This is a genomic window from Silvimonas iriomotensis, assembly GCF_014645535.1.
GTDB classification, from domain to species: Bacteria; Pseudomonadota; Gammaproteobacteria; order Burkholderiales; family Chitinibacteraceae; genus Silvimonas; species Silvimonas iriomotensis.
On the sequence record NZ_BMLX01000001.1, the window covers coordinates 300,656 to 327,426 of the forward strand.

The 26,771-nt window shown below is 60.4% G+C and carries 21 protein-coding genes; 9 read left to right on the forward strand and 12 right to left on the reverse strand.

Annotation, left to right across the window (positions count from 1 at the left end; translation table 11 throughout):
* The first annotated feature begins 70 nt into the window (after positions 1-70).
* Both IEX57_RS01335 and IEX57_RS01340 read left to right on the forward strand, forming a co-directional pair.
* Entirely contained in the window at positions 71-2,431 is a 2,361-nt protein-coding gene (locus tag IEX57_RS01335) for a penicillin-binding protein 1A (protein ID WP_188701548.1), read from the forward strand.
* A gap of 326 nt (positions 2,432-2,757) precedes the next feature.
* The gene (locus IEX57_RS01340; protein ID WP_188701550.1) at positions 2,758-4,368 is read left to right on the forward strand and encodes a methyl-accepting chemotaxis protein; all 1,611 of its coding nucleotides are present in this window, start codon (positions 2,758-2,760) and stop codon (positions 4,366-4,368) included.
* A gap of 71 nt (positions 4,369-4,439) precedes the next feature.
* On the opposite strand, the gene IEX57_RS01345 is transcribed toward IEX57_RS01340, so the two are convergent.
* Together IEX57_RS01345 and IEX57_RS01350 are read right to left on the reverse strand one after the other, a co-directional pair.
* Positions 4,440-4,745, reverse strand: coding sequence for a high-potential iron-sulfur protein (locus IEX57_RS01345; RefSeq protein WP_188701553.1), 306 nt, complete (start codon positions 4,743-4,745; stop codon positions 4,440-4,442).
* 45 nt (positions 4,746-4,790) lie between these two features.
* Positions 4,791-5,330: a methyltransferase family protein gene (locus IEX57_RS01350; protein WP_188701555.1), complete on the reverse strand. Its 540-nt coding sequence runs from the start codon at positions 5,328-5,330 to the stop codon at positions 4,791-4,793.
* Positions 5,331-5,525: 195 nt separating this feature from the next.
* Here IEX57_RS01350 and IEX57_RS01355 point away from each other — a divergent pair, with 195 nt between their 5' ends.
* Positions 5,526-6,533, forward strand: a complete 1,008-nt coding sequence (locus IEX57_RS01355; RefSeq protein ID WP_188701557.1) for a transporter — start codon at positions 5,526-5,528, stop codon at positions 6,531-6,533.
* On the opposite strand, the gene IEX57_RS01360 is transcribed toward IEX57_RS01355, so the two are convergent.
* The 6 genes from IEX57_RS01360 to IEX57_RS01385 all read right to left on the reverse strand — a co-directional run bounded on the left by IEX57_RS01360 (position 6,530) and on the right by IEX57_RS01385 (position 12,365).
* Entirely contained in the window at positions 6,530-7,021 is a 492-nt protein-coding gene (locus IEX57_RS01360; protein WP_188701559.1) for an arsinothricin resistance N-acetyltransferase ArsN1 family B, read from the reverse strand. The genes IEX57_RS01355 and IEX57_RS01360 overlap by 4 nt on opposite strands.
* 136 nt (positions 7,022-7,157) lie before the next feature.
* On the reverse strand, positions 7,158-8,699 hold the full coding sequence (locus tag IEX57_RS01365) for a DHA2 family efflux MFS transporter permease subunit (RefSeq protein WP_188701561.1): 1,542 nt from the start codon (positions 8,697-8,699) through the stop codon (positions 7,158-7,160).
* Positions 8,700-8,714: 15 nt separating this feature from the next.
* On the reverse strand, positions 8,715-9,902 hold the full coding sequence (locus IEX57_RS01370) for an HlyD family secretion protein (protein ID WP_188701564.1): 1,188 nt from the start codon (positions 9,900-9,902) through the stop codon (positions 8,715-8,717).
* 45 nt (positions 9,903-9,947) lie between these two features.
* The gene (locus IEX57_RS01375) at positions 9,948-11,435 is read right to left on the reverse strand and encodes an efflux transporter outer membrane subunit (RefSeq protein ID WP_188701566.1); all 1,488 of its coding nucleotides are present in this window, start codon (positions 11,433-11,435) and stop codon (positions 9,948-9,950) included.
* Positions 11,435-11,881 carry a MarR family winged helix-turn-helix transcriptional regulator gene (locus tag IEX57_RS01380; protein WP_188701568.1) on the reverse strand — a complete coding sequence of 149 codons (447 nt, stop codon included), beginning with the start codon at positions 11,879-11,881 and terminating at the stop codon, positions 11,435-11,437. The genes IEX57_RS01375 and IEX57_RS01380 overlap by 1 nt, the downstream gene beginning before the upstream one ends.
* A 283-nt stretch (positions 11,882-12,164) precedes the next feature.
* The gene (locus tag IEX57_RS01385) at positions 12,165-12,365 is read right to left on the reverse strand and encodes a hypothetical protein (RefSeq protein ID WP_188701570.1); all 201 of its coding nucleotides are present in this window, start codon (positions 12,363-12,365) and stop codon (positions 12,165-12,167) included.
* 2 nt (positions 12,366-12,367) lie between these two features.
* Between IEX57_RS01385 and IEX57_RS01390 the strand changes: the two genes are divergently transcribed.
* The gene (locus IEX57_RS01390) at positions 12,368-13,600 is read left to right on the forward strand and encodes an SDR family oxidoreductase (RefSeq protein ID WP_188701572.1); all 1,233 of its coding nucleotides are present in this window, start codon (positions 12,368-12,370) and stop codon (positions 13,598-13,600) included.
* A gap of 1 nt (position 13,601) precedes the next feature.
* Positions 13,602-14,069, forward strand: a complete 468-nt coding sequence (locus IEX57_RS01395) for a DUF2269 family protein (RefSeq protein ID WP_188701574.1) — start codon at positions 13,602-13,604, stop codon at positions 14,067-14,069.
* Between the two features lie 71 nt (positions 14,070-14,140).
* Here IEX57_RS01395 and IEX57_RS01400 read toward each other — a convergent pair whose 3' ends face one another.
* Positions 14,141-15,049, reverse strand: a complete 909-nt coding sequence (locus IEX57_RS01400; RefSeq protein WP_188701576.1) for a recombination-associated protein RdgC — start codon at positions 15,047-15,049, stop codon at positions 14,141-14,143.
* A gap of 173 nt (positions 15,050-15,222) precedes the next feature.
* Between IEX57_RS01400 and trxC the strand changes: the two genes are divergently transcribed.
* Positions 15,223-15,645, forward strand: coding sequence for a thioredoxin TrxC (trxC, locus tag IEX57_RS01405; RefSeq protein WP_188701578.1), 423 nt, complete (start codon positions 15,223-15,225; stop codon positions 15,643-15,645).
* A 78-nt stretch (positions 15,646-15,723) separates the two neighbouring features.
* Here the strand turns inward: trxC and pbpG are convergent, their stop codons facing one another.
* On the reverse strand, positions 15,724-16,530 hold the full coding sequence (gene pbpG / locus IEX57_RS01410; protein WP_229708586.1) for a D-alanyl-D-alanine endopeptidase: 807 nt from the start codon (positions 16,528-16,530) through the stop codon (positions 15,724-15,726).
* Between the two features lie 515 nt (positions 16,531-17,045).
* Here pbpG and IEX57_RS01415 point away from each other — a divergent pair.
* The 3 genes from IEX57_RS01415 (at position 17,046) to IEX57_RS01425 (ending at position 21,089) form a co-directional block, all read left to right on the forward strand.
* A complete protein-coding gene (locus IEX57_RS01415; protein ID WP_188701582.1) occupies positions 17,046-18,731 on the forward strand; it encodes a PHA/PHB synthase family protein in 1,686 nt (561 codons plus the stop codon).
* A 198-nt stretch (positions 18,732-18,929) separates the two neighbouring features.
* Complete coding sequence (locus IEX57_RS01420; protein ID WP_188701585.1) at positions 18,930-20,108, forward strand: acetyl-CoA C-acetyltransferase; 1,179 nt, start codon at positions 18,930-18,932, stop codon at positions 20,106-20,108.
* Positions 20,109-20,252: 144 nt separating this feature from the next.
* The gene (locus IEX57_RS01425) at positions 20,253-21,089 is read left to right on the forward strand and encodes a sulfurtransferase (protein ID WP_188701587.1); all 837 of its coding nucleotides are present in this window, start codon (positions 20,253-20,255) and stop codon (positions 21,087-21,089) included.
* A gap of 593 nt (positions 21,090-21,682) precedes the next feature.
* Here the strand turns inward: IEX57_RS01425 and IEX57_RS01430 are convergent.
* Both IEX57_RS01430 and hrpA read right to left on the reverse strand, forming a co-directional pair.
* Complete coding sequence (locus tag IEX57_RS01430) at positions 21,683-22,720, reverse strand: alginate lyase family protein (protein ID WP_188701589.1); 1,038 nt, start codon at positions 22,718-22,720, stop codon at positions 21,683-21,685.
* 92 nt (positions 22,721-22,812) lie between these two features.
* The gene (hrpA, locus tag IEX57_RS01435; RefSeq protein WP_188701591.1) at positions 22,813-26,718 is read right to left on the reverse strand and encodes an ATP-dependent RNA helicase HrpA; all 3,906 of its coding nucleotides are present in this window, start codon (positions 26,716-26,718) and stop codon (positions 22,813-22,815) included.
* Positions 26,719-26,771: the final 53 nt, after the last annotated feature.

The following is a 26,771-nucleotide window of genomic DNA, read 5'->3' on the forward strand; positions in this document are numbered from 1 at the left end:
CATTACAACAAGGACCTGACACCGGTATCATCTGAGCCTTTGTCGCTCACAGGTTTGACCGGATCGCCTCATGAATCCCGCTCAGAACAAGAAAAGCCCGCACCACGCGCGCGGCAGCATCCTGCTGTTTCTCGTCGGCATTGTTGCCGCGATTGCCGTCCTGATTGCGCTGGGCGTGGCCTATGTGGTGCTCCTGATGGGGCCCAAGCTGCCCGATCTGGACGCCCTGACCAATTTCCAGCCCAAGGTGCCGTTGCGCGTCTACACCGAAGACAAGGTGCTGATTGGCGAGTTTGGCGAAGAACGCCGTAGCCTCGTCAAATTCCAGGATATCCCCGATGTCATGAAAAAAGCGGTGCTCGCTATTGAGGACTACCGCTTTTACGAACACGGTGGCGTCGACTTTGTCGGTATCGCCCGGGCCGGTGTGGCCGACTTGATGCATGGCGGCGCCACCCAGGGCGCCAGTACCATCACCATGCAGGTTGCCCGCAACTTCTTCCTGACCCGTGACAAGACGTACTCGCGCAAGATCTACGAGATGTTGCTGGCCTACAAGATTGAAGCTGCACTGACCAAAGACCAGATTCTTGAGTTGTACATGAACCAGATTTTCCTGGGGCAGCGTGCATATGGCTTTGCCAGCGCCGAGCGCGTGTACTTTGGCAAGGACCTCAAGGACATCACCTTGCCGGAAGCGGCCATGCTGGCCGGTCTGCCCAAGGCTCCGTCGGCCTATAACCCGGTGGTGAACTACAAGCGCGCCAAGATCCGCCAGGAATACATCCTCAAGCGCATGCTTGAACTGAAGTACATCACCCAGGAACAGTACGACGACGCCGTCAAAGCGCCGCTGCATGTGGTCGAGGCCTCCAGCGGCCAGTTCGCCGTGCACGGTGAATACATCGCTGAAATGGTGCGGCAGTCGCTATATGGCCAGTACAAGGAAGACGCCTACACCAAGGGCTTCACCGTTTACACCACGGTCAATTCGGTCGACCAGACTGCCGCCTACAAGGCCGTGCGCGCAGGTGTGATGGATTACGATCGTCGCCATGGCTATCGCGGTCCTGAAGGCAGCATGGAGTTGCCGGTTGATCAGGACACCTTGCAGGACGCGATTGACGACGCCCTGAACCAGCATCCGGATAACGATGATCTGATCGCCGCCGTGGTGACCGCCGCCAGCGCCAAATCGGTCACGGCCGTGCCCTCCAGCGGTGAAGCCGTGACGGTGACGGGCGACGGCCTGAAGTTTGCCGCCAACGCGCTCAAGCCCAACGCCAAAAACGGCATCCGTCCGGGTTCGATCATCCGCATCAGCAAAGATGCCAAGGACAACTGGCAGATTACCCAGTTGCCGCAGGTGGAGGGGGCGCTTGTCGCGATCAGCCCGGATAACGGGGCGATCAAAGCCCTGGTGGGCGGTTTTGAGGCCGACGGCAGCAAGTTCAACCACGTGACGCAAGCGTGGCGCCAGCCGGGTTCCACCTTCAAGCCGTTCATTTATTCTGCGGCGATCGAGAAGGGCGTCGGCCCGGCCACGCTGGTGAACGACGCTGCGTTTACCTTGCCGCCGGCCACGCCAGACCAGCAGCCCTGGTCGCCCAAAGATGATGACGAGCCCGAAGGCCCGATCACCGTGCGCCGCGGTTTGCAGAAGTCCAAAAACCTGGTGGCGGTGCGCACGCTCAATTTCATTGGCACCGCCTACGCCCAGCAATACATCACGCGCTTCGGGTTTGATGCAGCCAAGAACCCGGCGTATCTGCCGATGGCGCTGGGCGCCGGCGCCGTCACGCCGATCCAGCTGGTGAATGGCTATGCGGTGTTCGCCAACGGCGGTTATCGCGTCAATCCGTGGCTGATTGCAGAAGTGCACGATGCCCGCGGCAGCTTGATGTCGCGCTTCAAGCCGATTGTGGCGGGCAAGGATGCGCCGCGGGTGATTGATCCGCGCAATGCCTACATCATCAACAGCATGCTGCAGACGGTGGCGCAGCGCGGTACCGGTGCGGGCAGTAACGCGCTGGGCCGTACTGACCTGGCGGGTAAAACCGGTACCACCAACGACGCCATGGATGGCTGGTTTGCCGGCTACCAGCGCAATCTGGTAGCCGTCACCTGGCTGGGCTACGACCAGCCCAAAACGCTGGGTAGCCGCGAATTTGGCGCGCAACTGGCGTTGCCGTTGTGGGTGTCGTTCATGGGCAAGGCCTTGCAGGGCGTACCGCAATACCAGATTCCCATGCCCGATGGCGTGGTCAATATTGAAGGCGAGCTGTACTACGACAACATGACGCCAGGTAACGGCTTTGTGGCGGGGATTGATCTGGGCGACAGTGCCCAGCCTGATGCCGAAGATGCCAGTTCGCCCAATGCTGATGACAATGCAGATCGGCAAAAAGTAATCGACATGTTCAAGAATTGATATTGCGATAATTGATGATCAGAACTAAATAATCGCAAGTTATTTCCGTTATTGAAAGAATGGGAATTGAAAAAAAGGCACAGAAAGTTTTAAAGCTTTCATGTGCCTTTTTTCTTTTGTGCTTCATTTACCGTTCGTCGGATTATTGAGCGGTCGCTATTGGGCTGTAAGCCCTTGCCAATGAGGCAAATAGGGTCTTTAAAGACAATACAAGAACAATCCGATCGCACAATGCTGGCTGACCAAAGCCCCTTTATGATGTTTGAATATCGGGTCGGGGTCAGTATTGCCCTTGCTGTTATCCAACCCACAGGGTCGCTTGTGCCATGTCTATCGGAAAACGTTTACTTGTATTGATTGGTTTGTTTGTCGCCGGCCTGGTGTTCATTCTGGCGGCGGGGGTCTGGCAACTGGATCGCATGAACGACCGGGTGCTGGAACTCAATGAAGATATTGTCCCCAGCATCAACACGCTGCGGGATGCATCAGAGAACTTCCAGCGCATGCGGGTGACCGTGTTCCGCCATCTGGTGGTGAACAAGCCCGACGACAAAGCCAAGCTGGAACAGAAAATCAATGATCAGTCCAAACAGGTGCGCGACAGCCTTGAGCAATATCGCAAACTGATCTCGGATGATCAGGATAAAACCCTGCTTGATGCAGATATTGCTGCGTATAACAATTATGAAACCCTCCAGAACAATATGGTTTCACTCTCCAAAGCCGGCAATGAAGCGCAGGGTATTGCGTTGATGATGTCCTCTTATGCCGATCAGCTTAAAGTGACCGATGCATTTGGCGCGCACGTCAAATACAACAGCCAGTTGGGAGATCGGGCCAGTGCCAAAGCGGAAGCAACATTCCATTCCGCCATGTATATGCTCATTGGCCTGAGCGTGGTCGTGCTGCTGGCCGCGATTGTGTTGTCGGTGCTGATTTACCGTTCCATTACCGGCCCGCTTGGCGCCATGCGCAATGGCATTGAAGCCGTTGAAAGCCGTCTGGATTTCCGTACGCGTGTGGAAGGCAGCGGCCGGGATGAAGTCGGGGTGACCATCCGCGCCTTCAACAAGCTGCAGGACAAAGTGCAAGGCAGCCTGACCCAGTTGCGCAGCGCCACCAACAGCGTCGCCAGTTCGGCCAGCCAGTTGTCTGACGCCAGCGAGCAAGTGGCCAAAGCTGCGGCATCGCAAAGCGAAGCCACCGCCAGCATGGCGGCGTCGATCGAAGAAATGACCGTGAGTATCAACCACGTGTCTGATCGCGCCATGGAAGCGCAAAGCCTGTCGTCCGAATCCGGCAAGCTGGTAACGCAGGGCCGCGACATCATCGGGCGCACCGCTGACGAGATCAACCGCATTGCCGAAGGTGTGGGCGTGGCGGCAGACCGCCTGACCCAGCTGGAGCAGCAGACGCAGCAGATTTCGTCTGTGGTGCGGGTGATTCGTGATGTGGCCGAACAAACCAACCTGTTGGCCCTGAACGCCGCAATTGAAGCTGCCCGTGCCGGTGAAACCGGTCGCGGTTTTGCAGTGGTGGCCGATGAAGTACGCAAGCTGGCCGAGCGCACCGCGCAATCGACCGCAGAAATCAGCCAGATCATCAGCGCGGTAGGTGAAAGCGCCCAGCGTACCGTGACCGGCATGAACGAGGCGGTCCAGCTGGTGCATTCCGGGGTAGAGCAGGCGGGGCAGGCGCGGTCGGTGATCGAGCAGATTGGCGAGCACGCCGGTCGCACCGTGGAAATGGTGCACGATATCTCCGGCGCACTGCGCGAGCAGTCGCAGGCCAGCTCCAACATTGCCCAGCAGGTGGAGCGCATTGCGCAAATGACGGATGAGAACAGCGCCATTGCCGGCAATACCAGCGAGGCTGCGCGCAACCTGGGCCGCCTGGCGCAGGATATGGAACGCGAAACCGCGCAGTACAAGTTGTGATCCCGGTCTGACCGGCCCGCAAAGAAAAAAGCAGCCTGAGGGCTGCTTTTTTTTTTCATGGCTGGCGTCGCTTACATCACGTACTGATTGCACCAGCCGCCAGCGCGCACAAGCTTACCCTTGATCAGGCTACAGGCGCCCAGCTCGCCGCCATCCGGCGCGTTGAAAAGCTCACAGGTGTCGCAGCGCTGGCCGGCCGCCCAGGTCGGGTTTCTGGCTTTGTCGACCTTGCTGGCATCAGCGGCGTAGGCCAGCTTGATGGCATCGGGGTCAGACTCGGCCAGTTCCGGATCGGCCGCCAGCACGGGCCGGGCCAGCGCCAATGCCGCTGCGGTGGCAGGCAGGATTCTGAAGAGGAAAGTGCGACGACTGGTCATGCGGTACTCCTGAGGCGCAAGAGGGCGAAAAGACGCGCGCCCGGTTTACCAGATGCCGGGCAACATGCGCGCCGTGTGATTGCTGTAATCGGTCCAGCGAGTACCAAAACGCGCTTGCAGCGTGTTTTCTTCCTGGCGGGCTTTCCAGACAAACGCAGCCAGTACCGGAATGGTTGTCCACAAAGCCGGCCAGCCGTGCGCCAGTGCGGTGCCACAAAACGCCAGCACAAAGAAACTGCACAGTGGATGCCGCACGCGCCGATAGATGCCACAGGTAGCCAGCGGGCCGGGATCAAGCTGGCCGCTGCGATCAGTAAACGCGGCGCCCAGTACGCGGCGCGATTGCACCATGCCCGCCAGGCCCGCCAGCAGCATCAGCAAAGACAGGATTTGCTCCCAGGCGTTCTCGCTGGGGTCGTACTGGTTCAGTAATACAAAGCCGGAAAAAATCAGCAAAACCTGCAGCAACCGGGATAACGGCGGTTGCAACGGTTGCGCCTGATGGATGCCCCGGGCGATGAACATCCACCATATTGCCCAGAACAGCCAGCCCAGTCCGTGCCAGGCCAGAATGTGCTCGATCATGAATCCTCCGTCCACCTGAGCGCTTTGCGCGCCCGTTTTGTTGTGTTTGTAGCTATGGATGCTGCGAAATTATGTGCTTGCGTCATGCCAACGGCAATGCTTTGTCGGTGGTAAAGAAATTGCAACAAAGACGTCATAAAGGCAGGTTAGCGTAGCCGGTCAGATCAACAACATATCAAGACAGGTAAACGGCTGATGGAGCGGAACGCGCTGGGGAGTTACGGAGCAGATTCAAGTGGCCTGGTGTGCGGCTTCTGGTTCGGGCCGGAGGGTGCCAAGGCTATTTCTGCAGAAGAAGCGCGCGACTGGCTGGCCCAGCCCGGCGCGCATCCCGGTTTTGTCTGGCTGCATTTCAATCTGGCCATGGCCACAACAGAACGCTGGCTGGCCACGCTGCCCTTGCCAGAATCGTTCATGCATACGCTGCATACCTCGTCGCGCTCATCCCGGGTGGAGCTTGAAGGCGAGGCACTGCAGGCGGTGCTCAATGACGTGCAGTTTGATTTCTCGTTTGATGCGGCAGAGATCTCCACTTTGTGGTTGTGTCTGGATTGCCGCATGGTCATCAGCGCGCGCAGCCGGCCTTTGCGGACCATCGACCGTCTGCGTGAATCGGTGCGCACCGGCGCGCTGATGCGCTCGCCGGTGGCGTTGCTGGTGAGGCTGTTGAGCTTGCAGGCTGGCGTGCTGGAGCAGATCGTGCGTGATTCGGCCGAGGAAGTAGACCGCATCGAGGACCGTTTGCTGGCAGACCGGCTGGAACGCCGCCGCGTGAATCTGGGCAGTTTGCGCCGGGTGCTGGTGCGCTTGCAGCGCTTGCTGGCGCCAGAACCAGCAGCCTTGTTCCGGCTATTGAACCGGCCGCCAGAATGGATTGCACAGGAAGACATTGATGACTTGCGTGAATCCACCGAAGAGTTCAGCGCCGTCCTGTCAGACCTGACCGCGCTGCATGAGCGCATCAAGCTGCTGCAAGAAGAGATCGCCGCGCATATGAATGAACAGGACAACCGCAGCCTGTTCATGTTGACCATCGTTACCGTGCTGGCCTTGCCCTTCAATATTGTGGCCGGTTTGCTGGGGATGAACGTGGGCGGCATTCCGCTGGCGCAGCATGCACACGGTTTCTGGATCATTGTGACCGTGGTGGCGGGGCTGACCAGCGCGGCCGGCTGGTGGGCCTGGCGCAAGTGGCGCGGTTAGTCCTGCAGCAGCACTTCCCAGAAGCCGGCATCCAGCCATTGCTCGAACTTGCGGCCCACTTCTGAAAAGTGCGCAACCTTCTTGAACCCGCAGCGCTCATGAAACGCCACGCTGGCCGGGTTGGGCAGGGCAATGCAGCCGACCACCGCATGAAACTGCCGCGCCCGCAGTTCCTCAAGCAAGGCGGTATACAACGGCCTGCCGATGCCGCCGCGCAGGGTATCTGCACGCAGATAGATGGTGCTTTCCACCGTGTGCTTGTACGCCGGGCGACCGCGCCAGACCGTGGCATAGGCATAGCCGACAATGCCGGCTTCAGTCTCGGCCACCAGCCACGGATATTTACCGCCAATGTCTTCAATGCGCCTGACCATTTCTGTCGCCGTCACCGGGTTTTGTTCAAAGCTGATGGCGGTGTTGATCACATAGTGATTGTAGATATCGCAGATGGCCTGGGCATCGCTGGCAACAACGGGGCGGATAAGCATGGTGACGTCCTGATCGGGCATGTCTTGATAACACTGACTTTACCCGAGGCGGCAGGGGCGGGTGGCTTGGGTGTTTCCGCAGTATCGGCAGAAAAAACAAAGGCCCCTTGCGGGGCCTTTGTGTGGGTAGACAAGCTTAGTGACCGCCTGCCGCAGCGGCACTGGCGCCACCGCCCTTGGGGGCAAACGGCGGTTTGGCAAAGAACACCACCACAATCAGCGCCAGGAACAACCAGCCCAGCATGTTGAAGTAGTCGATGGTCGACATCATCAGCGCTTGTTGCTGTACCAACTGGTCGATCACCGTGGCGGCCCGCGCCAGGCTGCCATGCCCCAGTTGGGCCACGGCTTGCTGGGTGGATGGGTCGTAGACCGAAATATGCTCGGTCAGCCGCGCATGGTGTTCAATGGCGCGATGCTGCCAGATCCAGGTGGTGAGCGAGGCCGCAAAGCTGCCGCCCAGCGTACGCAGGAACGTGGCCAGACCCGAGCCGGCGGAGATCTCGTGCGGGTGCAGATCAGACAACACGATCGACAGCACCGGCATGAAATAGAACGCCACGCCCAGACCCATCAGCAATTGCACCAGCGCCACGGAGGCAAAGTCCACATCAATGGTGAATGCCGCCCGCATGAACGAGGTGCTTGCCAGGATGATGAACGAGAACGACGCCAGAACCCGCAGATCAAAGCGGGGCGCGTATTTGCCCACAAACGGCGTCAGCACCACCGGCAGCACGCCGATGGGCGCGGTGGCCAGACCAGCCCAGACCGAGGTATAGCGCAACTGCGTCTGCAGCCACAGCGGCAGCAACAGACTCATGCCGAAGAAGCCGGCATAACCCAGCGTGAGCGTCACCGTTCCGGCCGCAAAATTGCGGTGGCGGAACAGTTTGAGGTTCACGATCGGATCTTTGTCGGTCAGCTCCCAGATCAGGAAAATGGTCAGCGCCACCGCCGCAATAATGCCCAGCGTGACAATGAAGGGCGACTGGAACCAGTCCAGATCATTCCCCTTGTCCAGCAGCACCTGCAGCGCGCCCACGCCGATCACCAGCGTGATCAGGCCAACGTAATCCATCTTGGGCTTTTCCAGTTTTTCCGGACGGCCCTTCATCTGGTTGGCGACGACCCACGACGCAAATACCCCGATCGGCACGTTGATAAAGAAAATCCACGGCCAGGAGTAATTGTCAGTGATCCAGCCGCCCAGAATCGGGCCGGCAATCGGCGCCACCACCGTGATCATCGCCAATAGCGCAAGCGCTTGCCCCCGTTTGTTGGCAGGGTAGATAGAGATCAGCAGCGACTGGGTGATCGGGTACATCGGGCCGGCCACGGCGCCTTGCAGCGCGCGAAAACCCACCAGCATGCCCATGCTCTGCGCAACACCGCACAGCAAGGAGGCCAGCGAGAACAGCAGCGTGGCCAGCACAAACAGCCGGGTTTCGCCGTAACGACGCACCAGAAAACCGGTCAGCGGCAGCGCAATGGCGTTGCTGACCGCGAACGACGTGATCACCCACGCGCTCTGGTCAGAACTCACGCCCAGGTTACCGGCAATGGTCGGCAGCGAGACGTTGGCAATGGTGGTGTCCAGCACCTGCATGAAGGTGGCCAGACACAAACCAATGGTCGCCAGCGCCAGATTGGGCGGGCGGAACGAAGGATGACTCATCCTCGCAACCCCGCCTTACTTCTTGCCCTGGCCGGAAGCCAGATTGGCGTGGATGATGTCCTTGATCAACTGGTCAGCCGACGCCAGTTGCTGCTTGTAGACGTCCGTGGTGAACAACGGGTGGGTCACCGGGGTTTCAGACAGCGACGGGCCGGACTGGTCGTGCAGGCTGACATCCGCGCTCATCGACAAACCGATGCGCAGCGGGTTCTTTTGCACTTCCTGGGTGTCCAGCGTGATGCGGACCGGTACGCGCTGCACGATCTTGATCCAGTTGCCGGTGGCGTTCTGGGCCGGGATCAGGCTGAACGCGCTACCCGTGCCGACACCCAGGCTATCGATCTTGCCGTGGTATTCCACGCTGCCGCCATACAGGTCAGCCTTGAGCGTGACCGGCTGGCCGATACGCATATGGCGCAGCTGGGTTTCCTTGAAGTTGGCTTCTACCCAGACCTGATCCAGCGGCACCACGGCCATCAGCGGCGTGCCCGGCTGAATGCGCTGGCCCACCTGGACCGCACGTTGGGCCACGTAGCCGGAAACCGGGGCAACCATGGTGGTGCGCACGTCATCCAGGTAAGCAGCGCGCAGCTTGGCGGCGGCGGCTTCGACATCCGGGTGCGAGGCCACGACGGTGTCTTCGATCAGTACCTTGCTGGAGGTCAACTGGCCTTCAGACGTTGCCACGGCGCTTTGCGCAGCAGCCAGCGCATCACGGGCGTGAGCCAGTTCTTCGGTCGAGATCGCACCGGTTTTCACCAGTTGCTGGCGGCGGTCGTAGTCGGCCTTGGCCTTGTCCAGCGCAATATGCTGGGCCGAGAGTTCGGCCTGCAGGCTGTTCACGTTGCTGAACAGACCGCGCACTTTACGCACGGTACTGGCCAGGTTGGCCTTGGCTTGTTGCAGGCCGACGTGGGCATCGCTCGGGTCCAGCTCCACCAGGGTCTGGCCGGCTTTGACCAGCGAGCCGTTTTCCGCGCCAATGCTGACCACGGTGCCGGCAATCTGCGGGGTAATCTGCACGATGTTGCCTTGCACGTAGGCATCATCGGTGTCTTCGTTCCAGCGGCCGACCATGAAGTACCAGACCGCCCAGGCCAGCATGGCCAGGATGAATACGGCAAGGGCCAGTCGCAACAGGAACTTGCGGCGGGAAGGGCGTTGCTGCTCTGGCGCAGCGACGGCGTTGGTTTCGGTGCTCATGCTTGTCTTTCCCTTATCTCTTGATATCTGTGTGATCCGCCGCGCTTATTGCGCGCTGGCTGGCGAAGAGGCATCGGCCAGTGCCGGGGTATCGTCAGCCGGGCGATAACCGCCGCCCAGGGCTTGTACCAGCAAGATCGACGCATCCAGTTGTTGTGCATTGAGCGATGCAAGGCGCATCTGCGCGTTCAGCAGTTGCTGTTCCACGCTCAGGACATCCAGGTAATTGCCAAGGCCGCCCTTGTAGCGCTGCATGGCCAGGTCATACGCGCCCTGCACGGTCTGGATGGCGTCTTTTTGTTCGGCAATCTGCTTGTTCAGCGATTGCATGGCAGAGACCTGCGCCGCCACTTCATGCATGGCGTTGACCAGCGACTGGTTGTACTGCGCCACCGCCAGATCGTACTGGGCATCTTTGGTCGAGAGATTGGCGCGCAGGCGGCCACCGTCAAAGATCGGCAGCGTCAGTGCCGGGCCCAGCTGGCCGTAACGGCTATCCCAGGTGGGCAAGTCACCGGCAGACAGCGAAGCCAGACCGATGGCGGCAGTGATGTTGAAATCCGGATAGAACTTGGTCTTGGCGGCCTTGATGTCCTTGCTGGCGCTTTCGACACGCCAGCGCGCGGCCACGATATCGGCGCGGCGGCCCACCAGATCTGCCGGCAGTACGCTGGGCAGGGCCAGCGCACCAGGCTGCAGTGCCTGCGGACGGGCCAGTTGCTGGCCGCGATCCGGACCCTGGCCCAGCAGGGCGGCCAGTGCCAGTTTGTTATCGTCAATCTGCTGCTGCGCAGCTTCTACTTGCTGGCGAGCGCCGGGCAGGGCGGCCTGGGCCTGCTTCAGTTGCACCTGGCTATCAATACCGGCGCTGACGCGCTGTTGCACCAGATCAAGCTGGTCTTGCGCGCGCTTCAGGTCGGCCTTGGCGATATCCTGCATCTGCCAGGCGTAGCCCAGTTGCGAGTACGTCCGGGCAATGTTGGTGGAGAGCGTGATCCGCGCTTGCTGACCATCAATCTGCGCGGCGCGGCTCTGGCTGACCTGGGATTCCCAGGCGGCGCGTTCGCCACCCCACAGGTCAAAGTCATAACTGAACTTGAGCGAGACCATCTTGAGCGCGGCGTAACCATCGCCGTACGGCGGCGGCAACACGGTGCCCGGAATGCGGATGCCCGAATACGCGGCCGCGGCATCTACCCGTGGCGCGCGCGCAGCGTCTGCCGCACCGGCCTGGGCCAGCGCCAGGCGCGTGCGCGCATCAGCCGCTTCCAGATTGGGGTTGTTCTTGAGTGCTTCGTCGATCAGCGTGGACAACTGGGCGTCGCCCAGCGTGGTCCACCAGCGCTGATCCGGCCAGGCACTGCTGACTTTGGCCGCAGCCAGCGCCTGTTGCCCGGACAAGCTGTTGGCATCAAGCAATTTGCCCTGCGGGCTCAACCCGTCCTGATTGGCACAACCGGCCAGCAGTGCGACGACAAGCGCACTCAAGACCAGCGGGTGCGACGATACTTGCCGTCGCAAGGTTTTTTTCATCACTGCGCTTTCTCCAGGCTATTCCTGACGCGTTTGAGGAGCGAAATCAATGTCTCTTGTTCTTGTGCAGAGAGGTCGACCAGTGCTTGTTCCATGGAATCGTCACCACAACTGCGCATGGTGGTCCACAGCGCCATGCCCGCTTCTGTGAGCGTGATCTGCAAGGCGCGACGATCTTCCTGGTGCGGTTGACGGCGCAGGTAGCCTTTCTCTTCCAGCTTGTCCAGCAGGCGCGTCATGGCACCGGCATCATGGTCAATGGCGCGTGCCAGTTCGGTTGCCGTTTGCGCACCGTGGTAGGCCAGGCGCTTGAGCACCAGATACTGGCTCAGGTTCAGTTCCAGCCCACTGGATGCCAGCTTGCGCTCAAACAGTTGAAACAGACCGTCACGGACCTGGCGGACCAGAACCCCGAGATTCTCTTCGGGTGCGTGGATGGAAGACATTGGCAAACCTTGTGAATGGTGGAAGTCGGTGGCTGATGGTAGGTTTCTTCTGTGATAATTGTCAAAGCAATGGTATGAAAGCGAATAGTCGATCGCGGCCAGTGTTCATTGCGTAATTACCTGATTTTGATTGGTATTTTTGATAACTAGCCGACTGGTCGGTTGGATTGTTCTTTGTGATGGACAAACAATTCAATCGGCATAACAGCCTGCGGCAAAAACATGACACTTTCATGGGAAAGTCCGGTGTGTTTTTCCCGAGACATTCCGGCTTATGGCCTTGTCATGGCGCGCTATATTCTGTAATTTCTGTATTAACAGAAATAAAAATGAAGCGATCGGTGTGATAACAACCCGCCGCTTCTGCATTTTTTGGCCTATTTTCTGCAACGGCACTGGTTTTTAGTCGCTTTGGCGGATGGGTTGTTCCGGTATCGGGCCAAAATCCGCCTCTGTATTTCTCTATAAACAGAAATTGTGACAAGCATGAAGGTCTTTCTGGTCGGTGCCGACGGTTTTCTGGGGCGACACATTGCCCGGGCGCTGCTGGCTGCGGGTCATGCCATTGTCCCGGCAGTCCGGCAAGTGCGGCAGCCCGGCGAGGTAGAGGCGGACTTCACCCGTTTGCAGCAGGCTGAACTGATCAACGCCATGCGCGGCTGCGAGGTACTGATCAACTGTGCCGGGCTTTTTCGGGAAACCGCCAGCGCCCGGTTTGACGCGGTGCACATCGACGGCCCGCGCGCGTTGTATCAGGCGGCCGTGGCGGCAGGCGTACGCCGGGGTGTGCTGATCTCTGCGCTGGGTGCCGCACCCCATGCCGTGACCGCGTACTGGCGCAGCAAAGCCGCCGGAGAGGCCGTGCTGCATGAATCCGGATTACCGGCGACCGTCATCCGTCCCTCGCTGGTTTATGGCGAAGACGGCGCCAGCACCCGCTGGTTTGTACGCCTGGCGCAAGGGCCGCTGGCGCTGCTGCCCGCACGGCGTAGCCGGGTGCAACCGATGCATGTGGATGATCTGGCGCAGGGCGTGGTGGCTGCATTGAGTGATGCCAGCACGCAGGGCCAGACGCTGGCCGCCGCCGGTCCGCAAACGCTGGATATGGCGCAGTACCTGCAGCAATTGCGTGGCCGTGGTCGCTGCCGGGTGGTGTCGGTGGGGCCGGCGCTATGCAATGTGGCTGCCCGCGTGGCGCAACACTGGCCCGGCTCGCTGCTGACCCCGGAAAGCCTGGCCATGCTGGCCGAAGGCAATGTCGCGGCGGATGCCGAACCCTTTGCCCGACTGGTCGGGCGGCCGTTACGTCAGGCCGCAGATTTTGTCAGTGCCGCAGCACGCTGGCAGGCCCGCATCGGGCTGGCGCGTTGCAGCCTGCAAGCTGGTCTGGCGCTGGTCTGGCTGGGCACGGCGGTGGTGTCGCTGTGGCTGTTTCCGGTTGCCGGCAGCAACCAGTTGCTGGCCGCGTGCCATGTGCCGCCGCCATGGTTTGCACTGATGCGGATTGGCGCCGCGGTGCTGGATGCGGCGTTGGGTGTGCTGACCCTGCTCGCGCCCGGGCGCCGGTTATGGCAAGGGCAGATCGCGCTCATTGCCGTTTACAGCGTCATCGTGGCGCTCTGCCTGCCCGAGTTTCTTGTCCACCCGTTTGGCCCCTTGCTCAAGAACGCCGGATTGCTCGGCGCGCTGTTTGCATTACTGATACTGGAGGAAAACTGACATGCTCTATCTACTGATCAAGACACTGCACATCCTGTCGGCCACATTCATGTTCGGCACCGGCTTTGGCACTGCGTTTTATATGTTCTTTACCAACCGCAGCAAGAACGTACAGGCCATTGCGGTGGTGACCCGCTGGGTTGCGCGCGCCGACTGGTGGTTTACCACACCATCGGTGATTTTCCAGCCCTTGTCCGGCTACTGGATGATGCGTCAGGCCGGCTGGCCCGTGGCCTGGAACTGGGTGGGCCTGGCCTTGTTGCTGTATGTGATTGCCGGGATGTGCTGGCTGCCGGTGGTATGGCTGCAACTGCGCATGCGGGACATGGCGCAAAAGGCTGCAGGGCAGGGCCACAGTACCTTGCCGGCCGTGTACTGGCGCTATGAAAAGCTGTGGACCGTGCTGGGTTTCCCGGCCTTTGGCGGCCTGCTGGTGGTGTACTGGTTGATGGTCGCCAAGCCGTTCTGATCGCGGTGCCAGATAAAACAAAGGCCAGCGGGTTGCCCGGCTGGCCTTTGTCATTGGTGCGTCTAACCCGATCAGGCGGGTTGTTCGCCGCCCAATGCTTCCAGCAGATCCGGCACCAGAGCGCGGGTTTCACCCACAAACAGGGCCAGGCCGGAATCGAACAGGGCCGCTTTGTCGGCGGCATCGGCATTCTTGAAGTCGTCTTGCAGCGCTTCAAGCATGGCCACGCGCTTGAGTTCCATCTTGTCGGTCAGTTGCAGGGCAATGCGGTCGTTCCAGGACAAAGCCATTTTGGTGACCAGCTTGCCGGACGACAGATGCTGGGCAATTTCTTCGCCCATCAAGGGCTGCTTGACCAGGCGGGCGATCGGGCCGTCTTCGCCCGGCGCGCGCAGTTCAACGTCCTGGCCCAGATCAAACAGGCCGGCATCGGCCGATTCCAGCCATACGGTCATGGCGGTTTGCGGCGTGGTGTTGGTCTGGATCAGGCGCGTCGGCAGGCTGCCCAGCGCTTCACGCAGCAAAGAAAGGGTGACTTCGGCCTTGGCCGCGCTGGCGCTTTCGACCAGCACCAGATTGTTCTTCAGATCAATCAGCGCGCGCGTTGTGCGCGAGCGGGTAAAGGCACGCGGCAGCAATTCTTCGGTAATGCGCTCGCGCAGTTCCTTGATTTCACGCTTGCCCACCTTGCGGTTCTCGCGCGCTTCAATCTCTTGCACGCGGGAGTCTGCGGTCTGCTTGATGACCGAGCCCGGCAGCAGCTTTTCTTCGGTCTTGAGCATGACCAGCACCGTATCCTGGAACGGGTAGGCCATCATTTCCGGCATGTGGGCGGCTGGCGCGATCCAGCCCTGGGTCATCAGGTCCTGGCTGCCACAGCTGAAGAAAGGGCGCTTGGCCAGCAGATCATTGATGCTGTCGGCAGAAAGGGCGTGGTCGGAAGAAAGACGGTAAATCTGGATATTGCGAAACCAGAGCATGGTGCGGCGCTCGTTTAACTGAATGGGTTCGCGATTGTACCGGCACGACTGCCCGGCGCAAACCAGGAAATGTGGCCAGGCGCATGATCAGACACATTGCCTGGCCTGCGGCTTGCGATTGGCCTCACCAGGCACCAATATGCGGACAGGATTTTGATGAAACGGAACCGATCATGCAGATTGCCTGCCCGCATTGCCACACCCAGAACCGCATCGACGATGAACGTATTGCCGAAGGCCCGACCTGCGGCGCCTGTCACAAGCCCATGTTTTCCGGCGCGCCGGTGGCGGTGACGGGGGAACAGTTTGCCGTGCTCAACAAACAGCTCAAACAGCCGCTGGTGGTGGACTGCTGGGCCACCTGGTGCGGCCCGTGCCAGGCGTTTGCGCCGGCATTTGCCTCGGCCGCCGAGCACTTTTCCGGCAAGGCCACGTTTGTGAAGGTCGATACCGATCAAGAGCAGGCCCTGTCGGCCAGCCTGCGCATTCGCAGCATCCCGACCTTATTGGTGTTTGAACGCGGTCAGGAACAAGCCCGGCAGAGCGGGGCGATGTCCTCGGGCCAGTTCAAGGCCTGGTTGTCTGACTTTTTCTAAGCGCTGGCACAAGCAGCCGACCAATGAAAAAAGCCCGGTTCAGCACCGGGCTTTTTTTATGGCATGTCACACAAGCAATCAGCTGCGCGCCAGCGCAACCGGGCTGGTTTCCAGCCATTTCTTCACGCGGTTGGCATCGCCAATACGGGTGTACTTGCCGGTGGAATCCATTAGCACCATCACGACCGGAGTGCCGCTGATGGTTGCTTCCATCACCAGGCAATGGCCAGCTTCATTGGTAAAGCCGGTCTTGGTCAGCCCGATATCCCATTGCTCTTCCTTCACCAACGGGTTGGTGTTGTGGAAAGCCATGGTGCGGCCATTGAGGTTGGAGGTGAATTCGTATTGCGACGAAGTCGTGAATTCATGAATCTCCGGGTACTTGCGCGCAGCACGCACCATCAGCACCAGGTCACGGGCGCTGGAGATGTTCTGCGGCGTCAGGCCGGTCGAATCATAAAAACGGCTGTGGCTCATGCCCAGTTCCGTGGCCTTTTCGTTCATCTTGCGGATAAACAGATCACGGCCACCCGGATAGGTGCGAGCCAGCGCGGCAGCCGCGCGGTTTTCCGACGACATCAGGGCCAGCAGCATCACTTCAGCACGGGTCAGACGGGTACCGACGCGCAGACGCGACGAGCTGTTTTTCAGCGTGTCGACATCTTCATCGCTGATGGTGATGTATTCGTTCATCGGCAGGTGAGCATCCAGCGTCACCATGGCGGTCATCAGCTTGGTGATCGAAGCAATCGGCGCGACTTCGTCCGGATTCTTCTGGTAGATCACTTCACCGCTGTTTTCGTTCAGGATCAGCACAGAGGCCGATTGCAGGCCAGGATTGTCAGCCGTAAAGCCAGACAAGGCCACGGCGCGCGTGACATGCACGCTACGCTGGGCATTGGCGATGGCGGTACGTTTGACCCGACCTTTTTCGTAAACCGTGGTTGTCCGCGCAGCAGTTTTTGTCGACGCCTTCGGTGTGGCTGTCTTCTTGCTTGCAGACTGAGTAGTGTGTTTGTGTTTATGAGACGTGGCTGCGCTGGCGACTGGTGTCATCGACAGGGAGGCGGCAGTCAGCAACGCGACAAAAAGGGGAAAAGCGGGACGCATCAAGATCTCCAATATGCGGCCAAGATTAACAGAATCGCTGTAATACTAATTGAGAACATTCAAAATGTCATGCCAAATCAAGAGGTCGCGTAGTACTTGCAAAGTGCAACTTTAAAAGATTTCACCGACCTTGCAGGTCATGGGGGAATTATGTATGTTGTGGTGCACCATTTGCGTTAATTCACGATGTAGTTTTGCGCCACTTCAGGGCAGTTCCAAACCATCAATCCATGACGACGGAGAGATAGATTGTGTCCCAGGCCACGCCATTTGACGGCTTTTTCAAGCAAATGAACGACGCTAGCCAGCAGTGGTGGCAGCAATGGGTCAACGCGGTAGCACCCACCGTGGATGACGCGCTGCCGCATCTGGTTCCCAAAGTGCTGGCAACGGTGCCGGCCCACACAGCCGAGTGGCAAGCCCGCCAGGCTGAGTACTATCAGCAACAACTTGATCTTTGGCTGGGCCTGATCGGCGCCAAAGAAGCGGTGCCCGCGGTGCAGCCCGACAAGGGCGATCGCCGGTTCAATTCTCCTGAATGGGACGCGCCGCTGTTTTCCTGGATCAAGCAAAACTATCTTCTGACCTCCCGTTATCTGTTGCAGATGGTCGACGCCGCGCAAACCGACGACGCCCTGCGCGAAAAAGCCGCGTTCTTCACGCGGCAATATCTGGATGCGGTCAGCCCGGCCAACTTTGCCCTGACCAACCCGGAAGTGATGAAACTGGCTGCCGAGACCAACGGCGACAGCCTGAAAGATGGCATGCGCCGGCTGATGGATGATATCAGCAAGGGCACCATCACCATGACGGATGAATCGCAGTTCGAGGTGGGCCGCAATCTGGCGGTCACCGAAGGCGCGGTGGTGTTCGAAAACGACATCCTGCAACTCATCCAGTACACGCCATTGACCGCGCAGGTGAATGAAGTTCCCTTGCTGATCGTGCCGCCGTGCGTGAACAAGTACTACATCATGGATCTGCAGGCCGAGAACTCCATGGTGCGCTGGTGCGTAGAGCAGGGGAACACGGTGTTCCTGGTGTCCTGGCGCTCCATTCCGCCTGAACTGGGCCATCTGCAATGGGACGATTACGTTGATCAAGGCGTGATCAAGGCGGCTGAAGTCGTGCGCAAGATCACCCGGCGCGAGCAGATGAACGTGTTGTCGTTCTGCATTGGCGGCGGCCTTGTGGCCACGGCCATTCCGGTCATGCAATCGCGTGATCTGGACTGGTTCCGTTCCGTCACGCTGATGACGTCCATGCTGGATCATTCTGACCCGGGCGATATCAAGCACTATATTGACTGGAACCTCATCCGTTCCCGTGAGGCCCAACTGGACAAGGGCGGGATCGTGTCCGGCAAGGAGCTGGCGCGGACGTTCTCGTCGCTGCGGGCCAATGACCTGATCTGGAACTACGTGGTCAGCAGCTACCTGAAGGGCAAGACGCCGCCGCCGTTCGATCTGTTGTACTGGAACAATGATTCGGCAGACCTGGCGTTGCCGATGCATACGTTCTTCCTGCGCAATATGTATCTGGAAAACAACCTGGCCAGACCGGGTTCGTTCTCGCTGTGCGGGGTGCCGATTGATCTGACCGCCGTCACTACGCCGACCTATGTGTTTGCAGCGCGGGAAGACCATATCGTGCCGTGGAAGTCTGCGTGGGGCACCTTGCGTATCTTCAAGGGGCCGACCCGTTTTGTGCTGGGCGCCTCAGGGCATATTGCCGGCACCATCAACCACCCGGCTGCCGGCAAGCGCAATTACTGGGTGAACGACAACGCGGCCACCACGCCTGAAACCTGGTTTGACGGCGCAGAAAGCCGCCCGGGTAGCTGGTGGGTGGACTGGAATGACTGGTTACAGCAGTACACGGGCAAGAAAGTGGCCGCCCGTAAAACGCTGGGTGCGGTCGGCTTCAAACCGATCGAACCCGCGCCAGGCCGCTATGTAAAAGAGAAGCGCGACTAAACGCGCAAAGAGCCTGGCCGGTGCGCCGCAACCGGGCTCCTTGACGCAAAACACAAGACGCTTTGTTTGTGCCCATCCGGCTTTCCACACCGGGTGATCCAACGTAGCGGAGCCGGTCTTCAACCATGAAACCGGCTCCGGCAACGGCCTGCCGCAAGGCATGGCCAGACTCTAGCAACGCTGGTTTGGAGAAACACAATGAGTGAGATCGTGATTGTTGCTGCCGGGCGTACCGCTATCGGTAGCTTCGGCGGCAGCCTGGCAAAAGTGAGCGCGCCGGAACTGGGCGCCACCGTTATCAAGGGCCTGCTGGCACGCAGCGGCCTGTCTGCTGAAGAGGTCAGCGAAGTCATCCTGGGTAATGTGCTGACCGCAGGCCTTGGCCAGAACCCGGCCCGTCAGGCACTGCGCCGCGCCGGCTTGCCGGACGCCGTACCGGGCCTGACCATCAACCAGGTTTGCGGTTCGGGTCTGAAGGCCGTCGCGCTGGGCGTGCAAGCCATTCTCTCGGGCGAGAGCGAAGTCGTGATCGCCGGTGGCCAGGAAAACATGAGCGCCGCGCCGCACCTGTTGCCGGGCAGCCGCGACGGTTTTCGCATGGGTAATGCGCAGTTGATCGACAGCATGGTGTACGACGGCCTGACCGATGCGTACAACCAGTACCACATGGGCGTCACCGCCGAAAACATCGCCAAAAAGTACGGCATCAGCCGCACCGAGCAAGATGAACTGGCGCTGGCGTCGCAGACCAAAGCGGCTGCCGCACAGGCGGCCGGCCGGTTTGTCGATGAAATCATTCCGGTACACATTCCGCAGCGCAAGGGTGATCCGGTGGTGTTCGACCAGGATGAATTCATCAAGGGCAACACCACCATGGATTCGCTCTCCAAACTGCGTGCTGCGTTCGACAAAGAAGGCACCGTGACCGCCGGTAATGCCTCCGGGATCAACGATGGCGCTGCCGGGGTCATCCTGATGAGCCGGGCCAAGGCGGATGAACTGGGCCTCAAGCCGCTGGCGACCATCCGCGCCGCCGCATCGGCCGGGGTAGATCCCAGCATCATGGGCATGGGCCCGGTGCCGGCGACCCAGCGCGTGCTGGCCCGTACCGGCTGGACGCTGGACAGCATTGACCTGCTGGAAGGCAATGAAGCCTTTGCCGCCCAGGCGCTGGGTGTGGCGCGTGAACTCAAGTGGGACTGGAATCGCGTGAACGTCAATGGCGGCGCCATTGCGCTGGGTCATCCGATTGGTGCTTCGGGCTGCCGTATCCTTGTGACCCTGCTGCATGAAATGGCCCGCCGCGATGCAAAACGCGGCCTTGCCACGCTGTGCATTGGGGGTGGCATGGGTGTTTCGCTGGCGGTGGAACGCTAAGCGGCGCATCTGGCCTTCACGAAAAAAGCGCTGGCAGAACCGGCGCTTTTTTCTTGTCATCCGTCCGTTATTGCTTTGGCATATCGTGGTGTCTTGCCTGATGGCACACTACGCGCACATTAACCCCGGCTGGAGTATTGCCTGATGTCTCCGTTGATCACCGTCGCCGAACTGGCTACCCGCATGACCGACTCTGACCTTGTGATTGTTGATTGCCGTCACGACCTTGCGAACCCGCAATCCGGCCGGGCCGCCTACGAACAGGATCACATTGCCGGCGCCATTTTCCTGCATCTGGACGAAGACCTTTCCGGCCCCAAAACCGGCAGCAACGGCCGGCATCCGCTGCCAGACCCGGGCTGGTTTGGCGCACGGCTGGGTGCGGCCGGTATCGGGAACGACAGCCACGTTGTCGCTTACGATGGCTCCGGTGGCATGTACGCCGCGCGTTTGTGGTGGATGCTGGGCTGGCTGGGGCACGACAAAGTCCAGGTGCTTGATGGTGGCTATCAGGCCTGGCAAGGCGCGCGGCAGCCGGTCTCTGACACCGTGCCCGCGCTGGAGCCAAAGAAATTCACCCCGCACCTGCGCGCAGAACGGCGCGTGACTGCTGCAGATGTGGAGCGGGACTTGCGTGAGTCATCGTTTCAGGTGGTCGATGCCCGCAGCCCGGAGCGTTTTCGCGGCGTGGGGGAGACCATTGACCCTATCGGCGGGCATATCCCCGGCGCGATCAACCGCTTTTTCCAGGACAACCTGGCGCCAGGCGGGCGGTTTAAGGAACCACAGCAGTTGCAGCAAGAATGGCAAGCCGTGCTGGGGGCGATTCCGCCGGCAGATGTGGTGCATCAGTGCGGTTCCGGGGTGACGGCGTGTCATAACTTGCTGGCACTGGCTGCGGCCGGGTTGCCTGGTGGGCGGTTGTATGCGGGGTCCTGGAGTGAGTGGTGTGCTGATCCGGCGCGGCCGGTGGCACGGTAGGGGTTTTTTTAGGTTTGTGGGGTTGCCACTGGTTCGTCATTCCGGCGCAGGCGGGGATCCAGTCTGGCGTCTGGATGGCTTGCTGTTGTGGCCAGAGTCAGTGAGTAGGGTGGATTCGGGGCGGTAGCGACAATTCGCCATTGCGGTGTGGGTGTGTTAGCGCCTGACGGCGCGGTTGTTTTGGGTGTCGGGGGTTGCCCGACGGCAAGTGCCTTTCTTTTGGGTCGCCAAAAGAAAGGCACCAAAGAAAAGGCGACCCCTGCGACTGCGCCCACTACGTGGGTTCCCTGTGCTTCTCGCAAGGCGCGGCTGGCTACGGGAACTCGCTTCGCTCAGACACCCCTCCGCCGAAACCCCGCGCCTTGCTGCGATGCTCGGCGCAGTCAAGGGGCCCAACGTCAAAGGCAACGGCAACCCCGAAAATCAACTGCAACTGCAACTGCGCAAATCAACGGCAACCGCAACCCTAGCGGCGGCCTTTGCCGGAGTCCTGTGCGGCTGCGGCGGGTGGCCTTGGTAGTGGTGGATTGCTGTGCGAATCCACCCGGCGTTGTGGTTTGCAACATGGCCCGCTTAACCACGCCGTCATGCCCTTACTGCCCCAGTACCATCCACGCGGCGGGGCGGCCCAGTCGCGCGGCGAGGGGGGCGTAGCGGTTGTCGATCAGTGCGGCCAGGTTGAACAGTTGCGTGGCGCTCTGGGGTTCCCACGGGCCGGAGAAGCCGGGCTCGCCGGCGTCGCGGCGCTGGGCGTCGAACTTGACGCTGGAGTGGACGTATTCAATGTGGGTTTGTTCGCCCATGGCGTACGGGGTTAGCCAGTCGAGCGCTTTGCCCAGGGTGGCGCCTTCGGGCGTGGTGTCCTGATACCAGTTCTGTTCGTGGCGTTGGGCGGCCAGTGCGGCCATCAAGAGGGGCTGCAGGTCGTACACCACATAGTGCAGGGCGTCGCGTTCGTGAAAGTCGAACACCGAGCCATCGGCTTGCAGGTTGTTGGCCAGATGCTTCTGGTAGACCTTGTGCGCGGCCTGGATCAGGGCGGGGTCGTTCAGGGCAAAGGCGGCCATGGTGGCCAGTTTGATACGGTGGCTTTGCCAGTTGCCGTGGTCTTTGCGCAGCTTGCTGTTGGCCTGGCTGATATAGCCGGTGGCCAGCTGGCGCAGGAATTCTTCCATATTGGCGCGGGTGGCATCGGGCAGGCGGTCGGCGCTCAGGTCGTAGGCCATGATCACCGTATCCAGATTGGTTTCGTCGATCGGGTTGAAAGAGGCCCGGTACAGCGGGAACCAGGCGTCCAGGTAAGCCGAGAGCCCCACCAGATAGACGTCATCGTTGGTCAGCCGCCAGGCCAGCGCCAGGTTCAGTATCGCCGGCCAGTCTGCCTCGGCTGCGATGCTCTGGTCGCGAATGCCCTGATGCGGCAGTGTGCCCTCGGTATGCACGCGCGCCATGGGGTGCGGGTCACGGTGGCGGGCCAGTTCTGCGGCATGCAGCACCTGGCGGGCGGTCGGGCTGTCGGCAGACTGGGGTAAACGGTTGACGGACAGCGGGGTGAAAATGGCATAGCCACTGGCCAGCGCGGTGACGGGGGCGCTGATCAGCAGCAAAGACAACACGAGCGGTTTGAACACGGGACGATCCAGAAAAGCAGGCTGGTGAAAGCTAAACGCGGCGTTTGACCGCCGCGTTTACCGTTCCGGAACGTACCATAGAGCTGCTGTGATCAGCGTCGCAGCAATTCTTCCCACAATTTGCTCAAACGCTTGAGCGAGATCGGGTAGGGCGTGCGCAATTCCTGGGCAAACAGGCTGATGCGCCATTCTTCGATCATCCAGCGCACCGGCATGAGTTTGGCGGTGTCGCGGCCGTCGCGTTGCCATTTGTCGATCTCGGCCCGCCATTTGCCTTCAAAGTCGATCACCTCGGCCGCGCGCTGCATATCACGCGAGGGGTTGGCGGTGCGCTTTTCCACGCGCAGTTTCATGGCTTTCAGATACACCGGCAGGCGCGGCAGTTGCTCCCACGGGGTGGCAGCCAGAAAGCCGTTGAACACAAGCTTGTTCAACTGATCTTTCAGTTCATGGCTGATCTGGCCGGGCTTGTTGGCGATCTGCGCAACAGAGGCGTAATCGGCCACGACTTCGGTCAGTGCCCGGATGGCGGCATCACGCACGGAAGGCAGGCGGGCGCGGGCGCGGGCTTTCTGGTCATCAAACGCTTTTTTGGTCCGCGGCGCTTCGTCCTCGCCCAGAAAGGCGCGGTTGCAGATGCAATTGATCAGGTCGTCCAGCAACATGTCGGCATTGCCGATGGCGCGCAATTGCAGCGCCAGTTGCTGGAAGTTCGGCACCGACTTTTGCAGCTGTTTGACGTGTTCCTTGAGTTCGATCCGCAACAGATGCACCACGCCTTCGCGGTGCGCGGCTTCGGCGGCGTGTTCGGTATCAAACAGCAAAATGGCGCAACTTTCGGCTTCATCGACCACCAGCGCCGGGTAACCCGTGGTATTGCGGCCCTGACGTTTGAAGGTCAGCTTGGCGGGCAAATCACCGAAGTCCCATTTGGTGATGCCGGTTTTTTCGATCTCGTTGCCGCCTTCGTCGCTGGCGCCGCCGGCTTCACGGAATGTCATTTGCGCCGCTTCGCCCAGTTGCGCGCGGATGGCCACCAGATCACGCCCGCTGGCCAGTTCTTGCCCGGCGTCGTCCACCACGCGGAAATTCATCTGCAGATGCGGCGGCAGTTCCACGCTGGAGAAATCGTCCTCCGCCACCGGCTGGCCAATGCCCCGCGTCGCGGCGCGGGCCAGTTGCGGCAGCAACGGCGCTTCGCGGTCGGCGGTATCCAGTTCGGTCATCATGCGCGTGACAAAGTCCGGCACCGGCACGCACAGGCGGCGGATGGATTTGGGTAGCGCCTTGATCAGCAGGGTGATCTTTTCGCGCAGCATGCCCGGCACCAGCCAGTCGAACACGTTGGCGTTGACCCGGTTCAGCTGGTGCAGCGGCAAGGTCAGCGTGATGCCATCAAGCACGTGGCCGGGCTCGAAACGGTAAGACAGCGGCAGACGGGCTTCCGCCAGTCTGAAATGCGCGGGGAACTGCTCGGCCGTGACTATGCCGGCCGCGCGCTGCATCAGTTCTTCCCGATCCAGGAATAGCAATCGGGGAGTGGTTTTTTCGGCTTCTTTGCGCCACGCCTCAAAGCCGGCACCGTTGACAATGCCAGGCGGAATGATCTGGTCAAAATGGTCGTACAAGACCTGTTCATCGACCAGAAAGTCCTGGCGGCGGGCCTTGTGTTCCAGTTCTTCAATCTCGGTCAGCACATCAAAGTTGTGCTCCTGGAACTTCGCTTTGGTGTTGTAGTTGAACCGCACCAGTGCTTCGCGAATGAAGATTTCACGCGCCTCGACCGGGTTGATCCGGCCATAGTTCACGCGGCGGCGCGCCACAATCGGCAAGCCGTACAGCGTGACGCGTTCCGACGCCACGACCTGTGCGGGTTCTTTTTCCCAGTGCGGATCAAAATACTGGCGGCTGACCAGATGCAGGGCCAGTTTCTCTACCCAGTCCGGTTCGATGGCGGCGGCGCAACGGCCGAACAACTTGGTTGTTTCGACCAGATCACCGGCCAGCACCCATTTGGGCCGCGCGCGCTTGAGGCCGGAACCGGGGAAAATCTGGAACTTGATCCCGCGCGCACCCAGGTATTCATCGGCCTCGGGCTGTTTCATGCCGATATTGCCCAGCAAGCCGGTGAGCAAGGCCTTGTGGATTTGCTCGTAAGTGCCGGGCTTGTCGTTCAGGCGCCACTCCATGTCTTCGGCAATGTCAGTGAGCTGGCGGTGCAGGTCACGCCATTCACGCAAGCGCAGATAAGACAAAAAGTGCTCGTGGCACAGGTTCACCAGTTGCCGGTTTGATTGCTTGTTGGCCAGCGCCTCTTCAAAGAAATGCCAGAGTTTCAGGTAAGACTGGAAATCCGACTTTTCATCAACAAAGCGGTGCTGGGCGCGGTCTGCCGCGTCGCGCGCGTCAAACGGCCGCTCGCGCGGGTCTTGCAGGCTGAGCGCACTGGCAATCACCAGAATCTCTTTCAGGCAGTTTTCCTGCTGCCCGCCCAAGAGCATACGGCCCAGTTTCGGGTCTACCGGCAAACGCGACAATTGCTTGCCGGTCGGGGTGAGGCGATCTTCTTCATCCACTGCGCCCAGTTCGCGCAGTTGCTGGTAGCCATCGGCAATCAGGCGGCCGGATGGGGCTTCCAGGAAGGGGAAATCATCGACCTTGCCCAGCTTGAGCGCAGCCATCCGCAAAATGACGGCCGCCAGCGAAGAACGGACGATTTCCGGATCAGTAAACGCGGGCCGGTTGTTGAAGTCGTCCTCGTCATACAAGCGCACGCAAATGCCGGAGCTGACCCGGCCGCAACGGCCAGCGCGCTGGCGGGCCGAGGCCTGGGAGATTTTCTCCACCAGCAGTTGTTCGACCTTGGCGCGCGGTGAATAGCGGTTAACCCGCGCCTGGCCAGAGTCGATCACATAGCGGATGCCCGGCACCGTGAGCGAGGTTTCGGCCACGTTGGTGGCCAGCACCACGCGGCGGCCGTTGGAACTGCGGAAAATGCGCTGCTGTTCTTCGTTGGACAAGCGCGCCAGCAAGGGCAGGACTTCGGCATCACGCACCTTGGCTTTGCGAAATTCCTCGGCGGTTTCGCGGATTTCGCGCTCGCCGGGCAAGAACACCAGCACGTCACCCGTGCCATCGTGGCGCCACAGTTCTTCTACGGCGTTGACGATGGCTTCTTCCATCTCGATTTCGGCATCGTCTTCATCGCGCGCCTGCAGCGGCCGGTAGCGCACTTCAACCGGGTAGGTGCGGCCAGACACTTCAATGACCGGCGCGCCGGAGAAATGGTTGGCAAAGCGGTCTGCATCAATCGTGGCCGAGGTGACGATCACTTTCAGATCTGGCCGCTGCGGCAGGATCTGCTTGAGATAACCCAGCAGAAAATCAATGTTCAGGCTGCGTTCGTGCGCCTCATCGATCAGGATGGTGTCATAGGCGCTCAACAGCGGATCGCTAAGGGTTTCGGCCAGCAAAATCCCGTCGGTCATCAGCTTGATGTAGCTGGCTTCTGAGGTCTTGTCGGCAAAGCGCACCTTGTAGCCGACCACGGCGCCGGTTTCGGAATTGAGTTCCTGGGCAATGCGGGTGGCCACAGAACGCGCGGCCAGGCGGCGTGGCTGGGTATGGCCGATCAAACCGGCCGTGCCGCGGCCCAGTTCCAGACAGATTTTGGGGAGCTGCGTGGTTTTGCCCGAACCCGTTTCGCCACAGATGATCACCACCTGGTTGGCAGCGATGGCGTCGCGGATTTCGTCGCGCTTCTGGTTGACGGGCAGGGCCTCGTCAAATGTCGGGCGCGGCAGGTTCTGTTCACGCAAGGCGTACTTGCGGCTGCTGGCTTCAATCTGCTGCGACAGCTCGGTCACGCTGCGGTCCACCGGTTTGCCCTGGGCGGCCCGCTGCTGCGCCGCGCGCAATCTGGGCTGCAGGCTGATGCGGTCGCGGGCAAGGCAATGCTGGAGTTCTTCGCCCAGCTGGGCAAGAAGGTCGGTGGACATATAAAACGAAACCGGGCGTCAAAAACGCCCGATTCTAGCATGAGCGCGGCTGC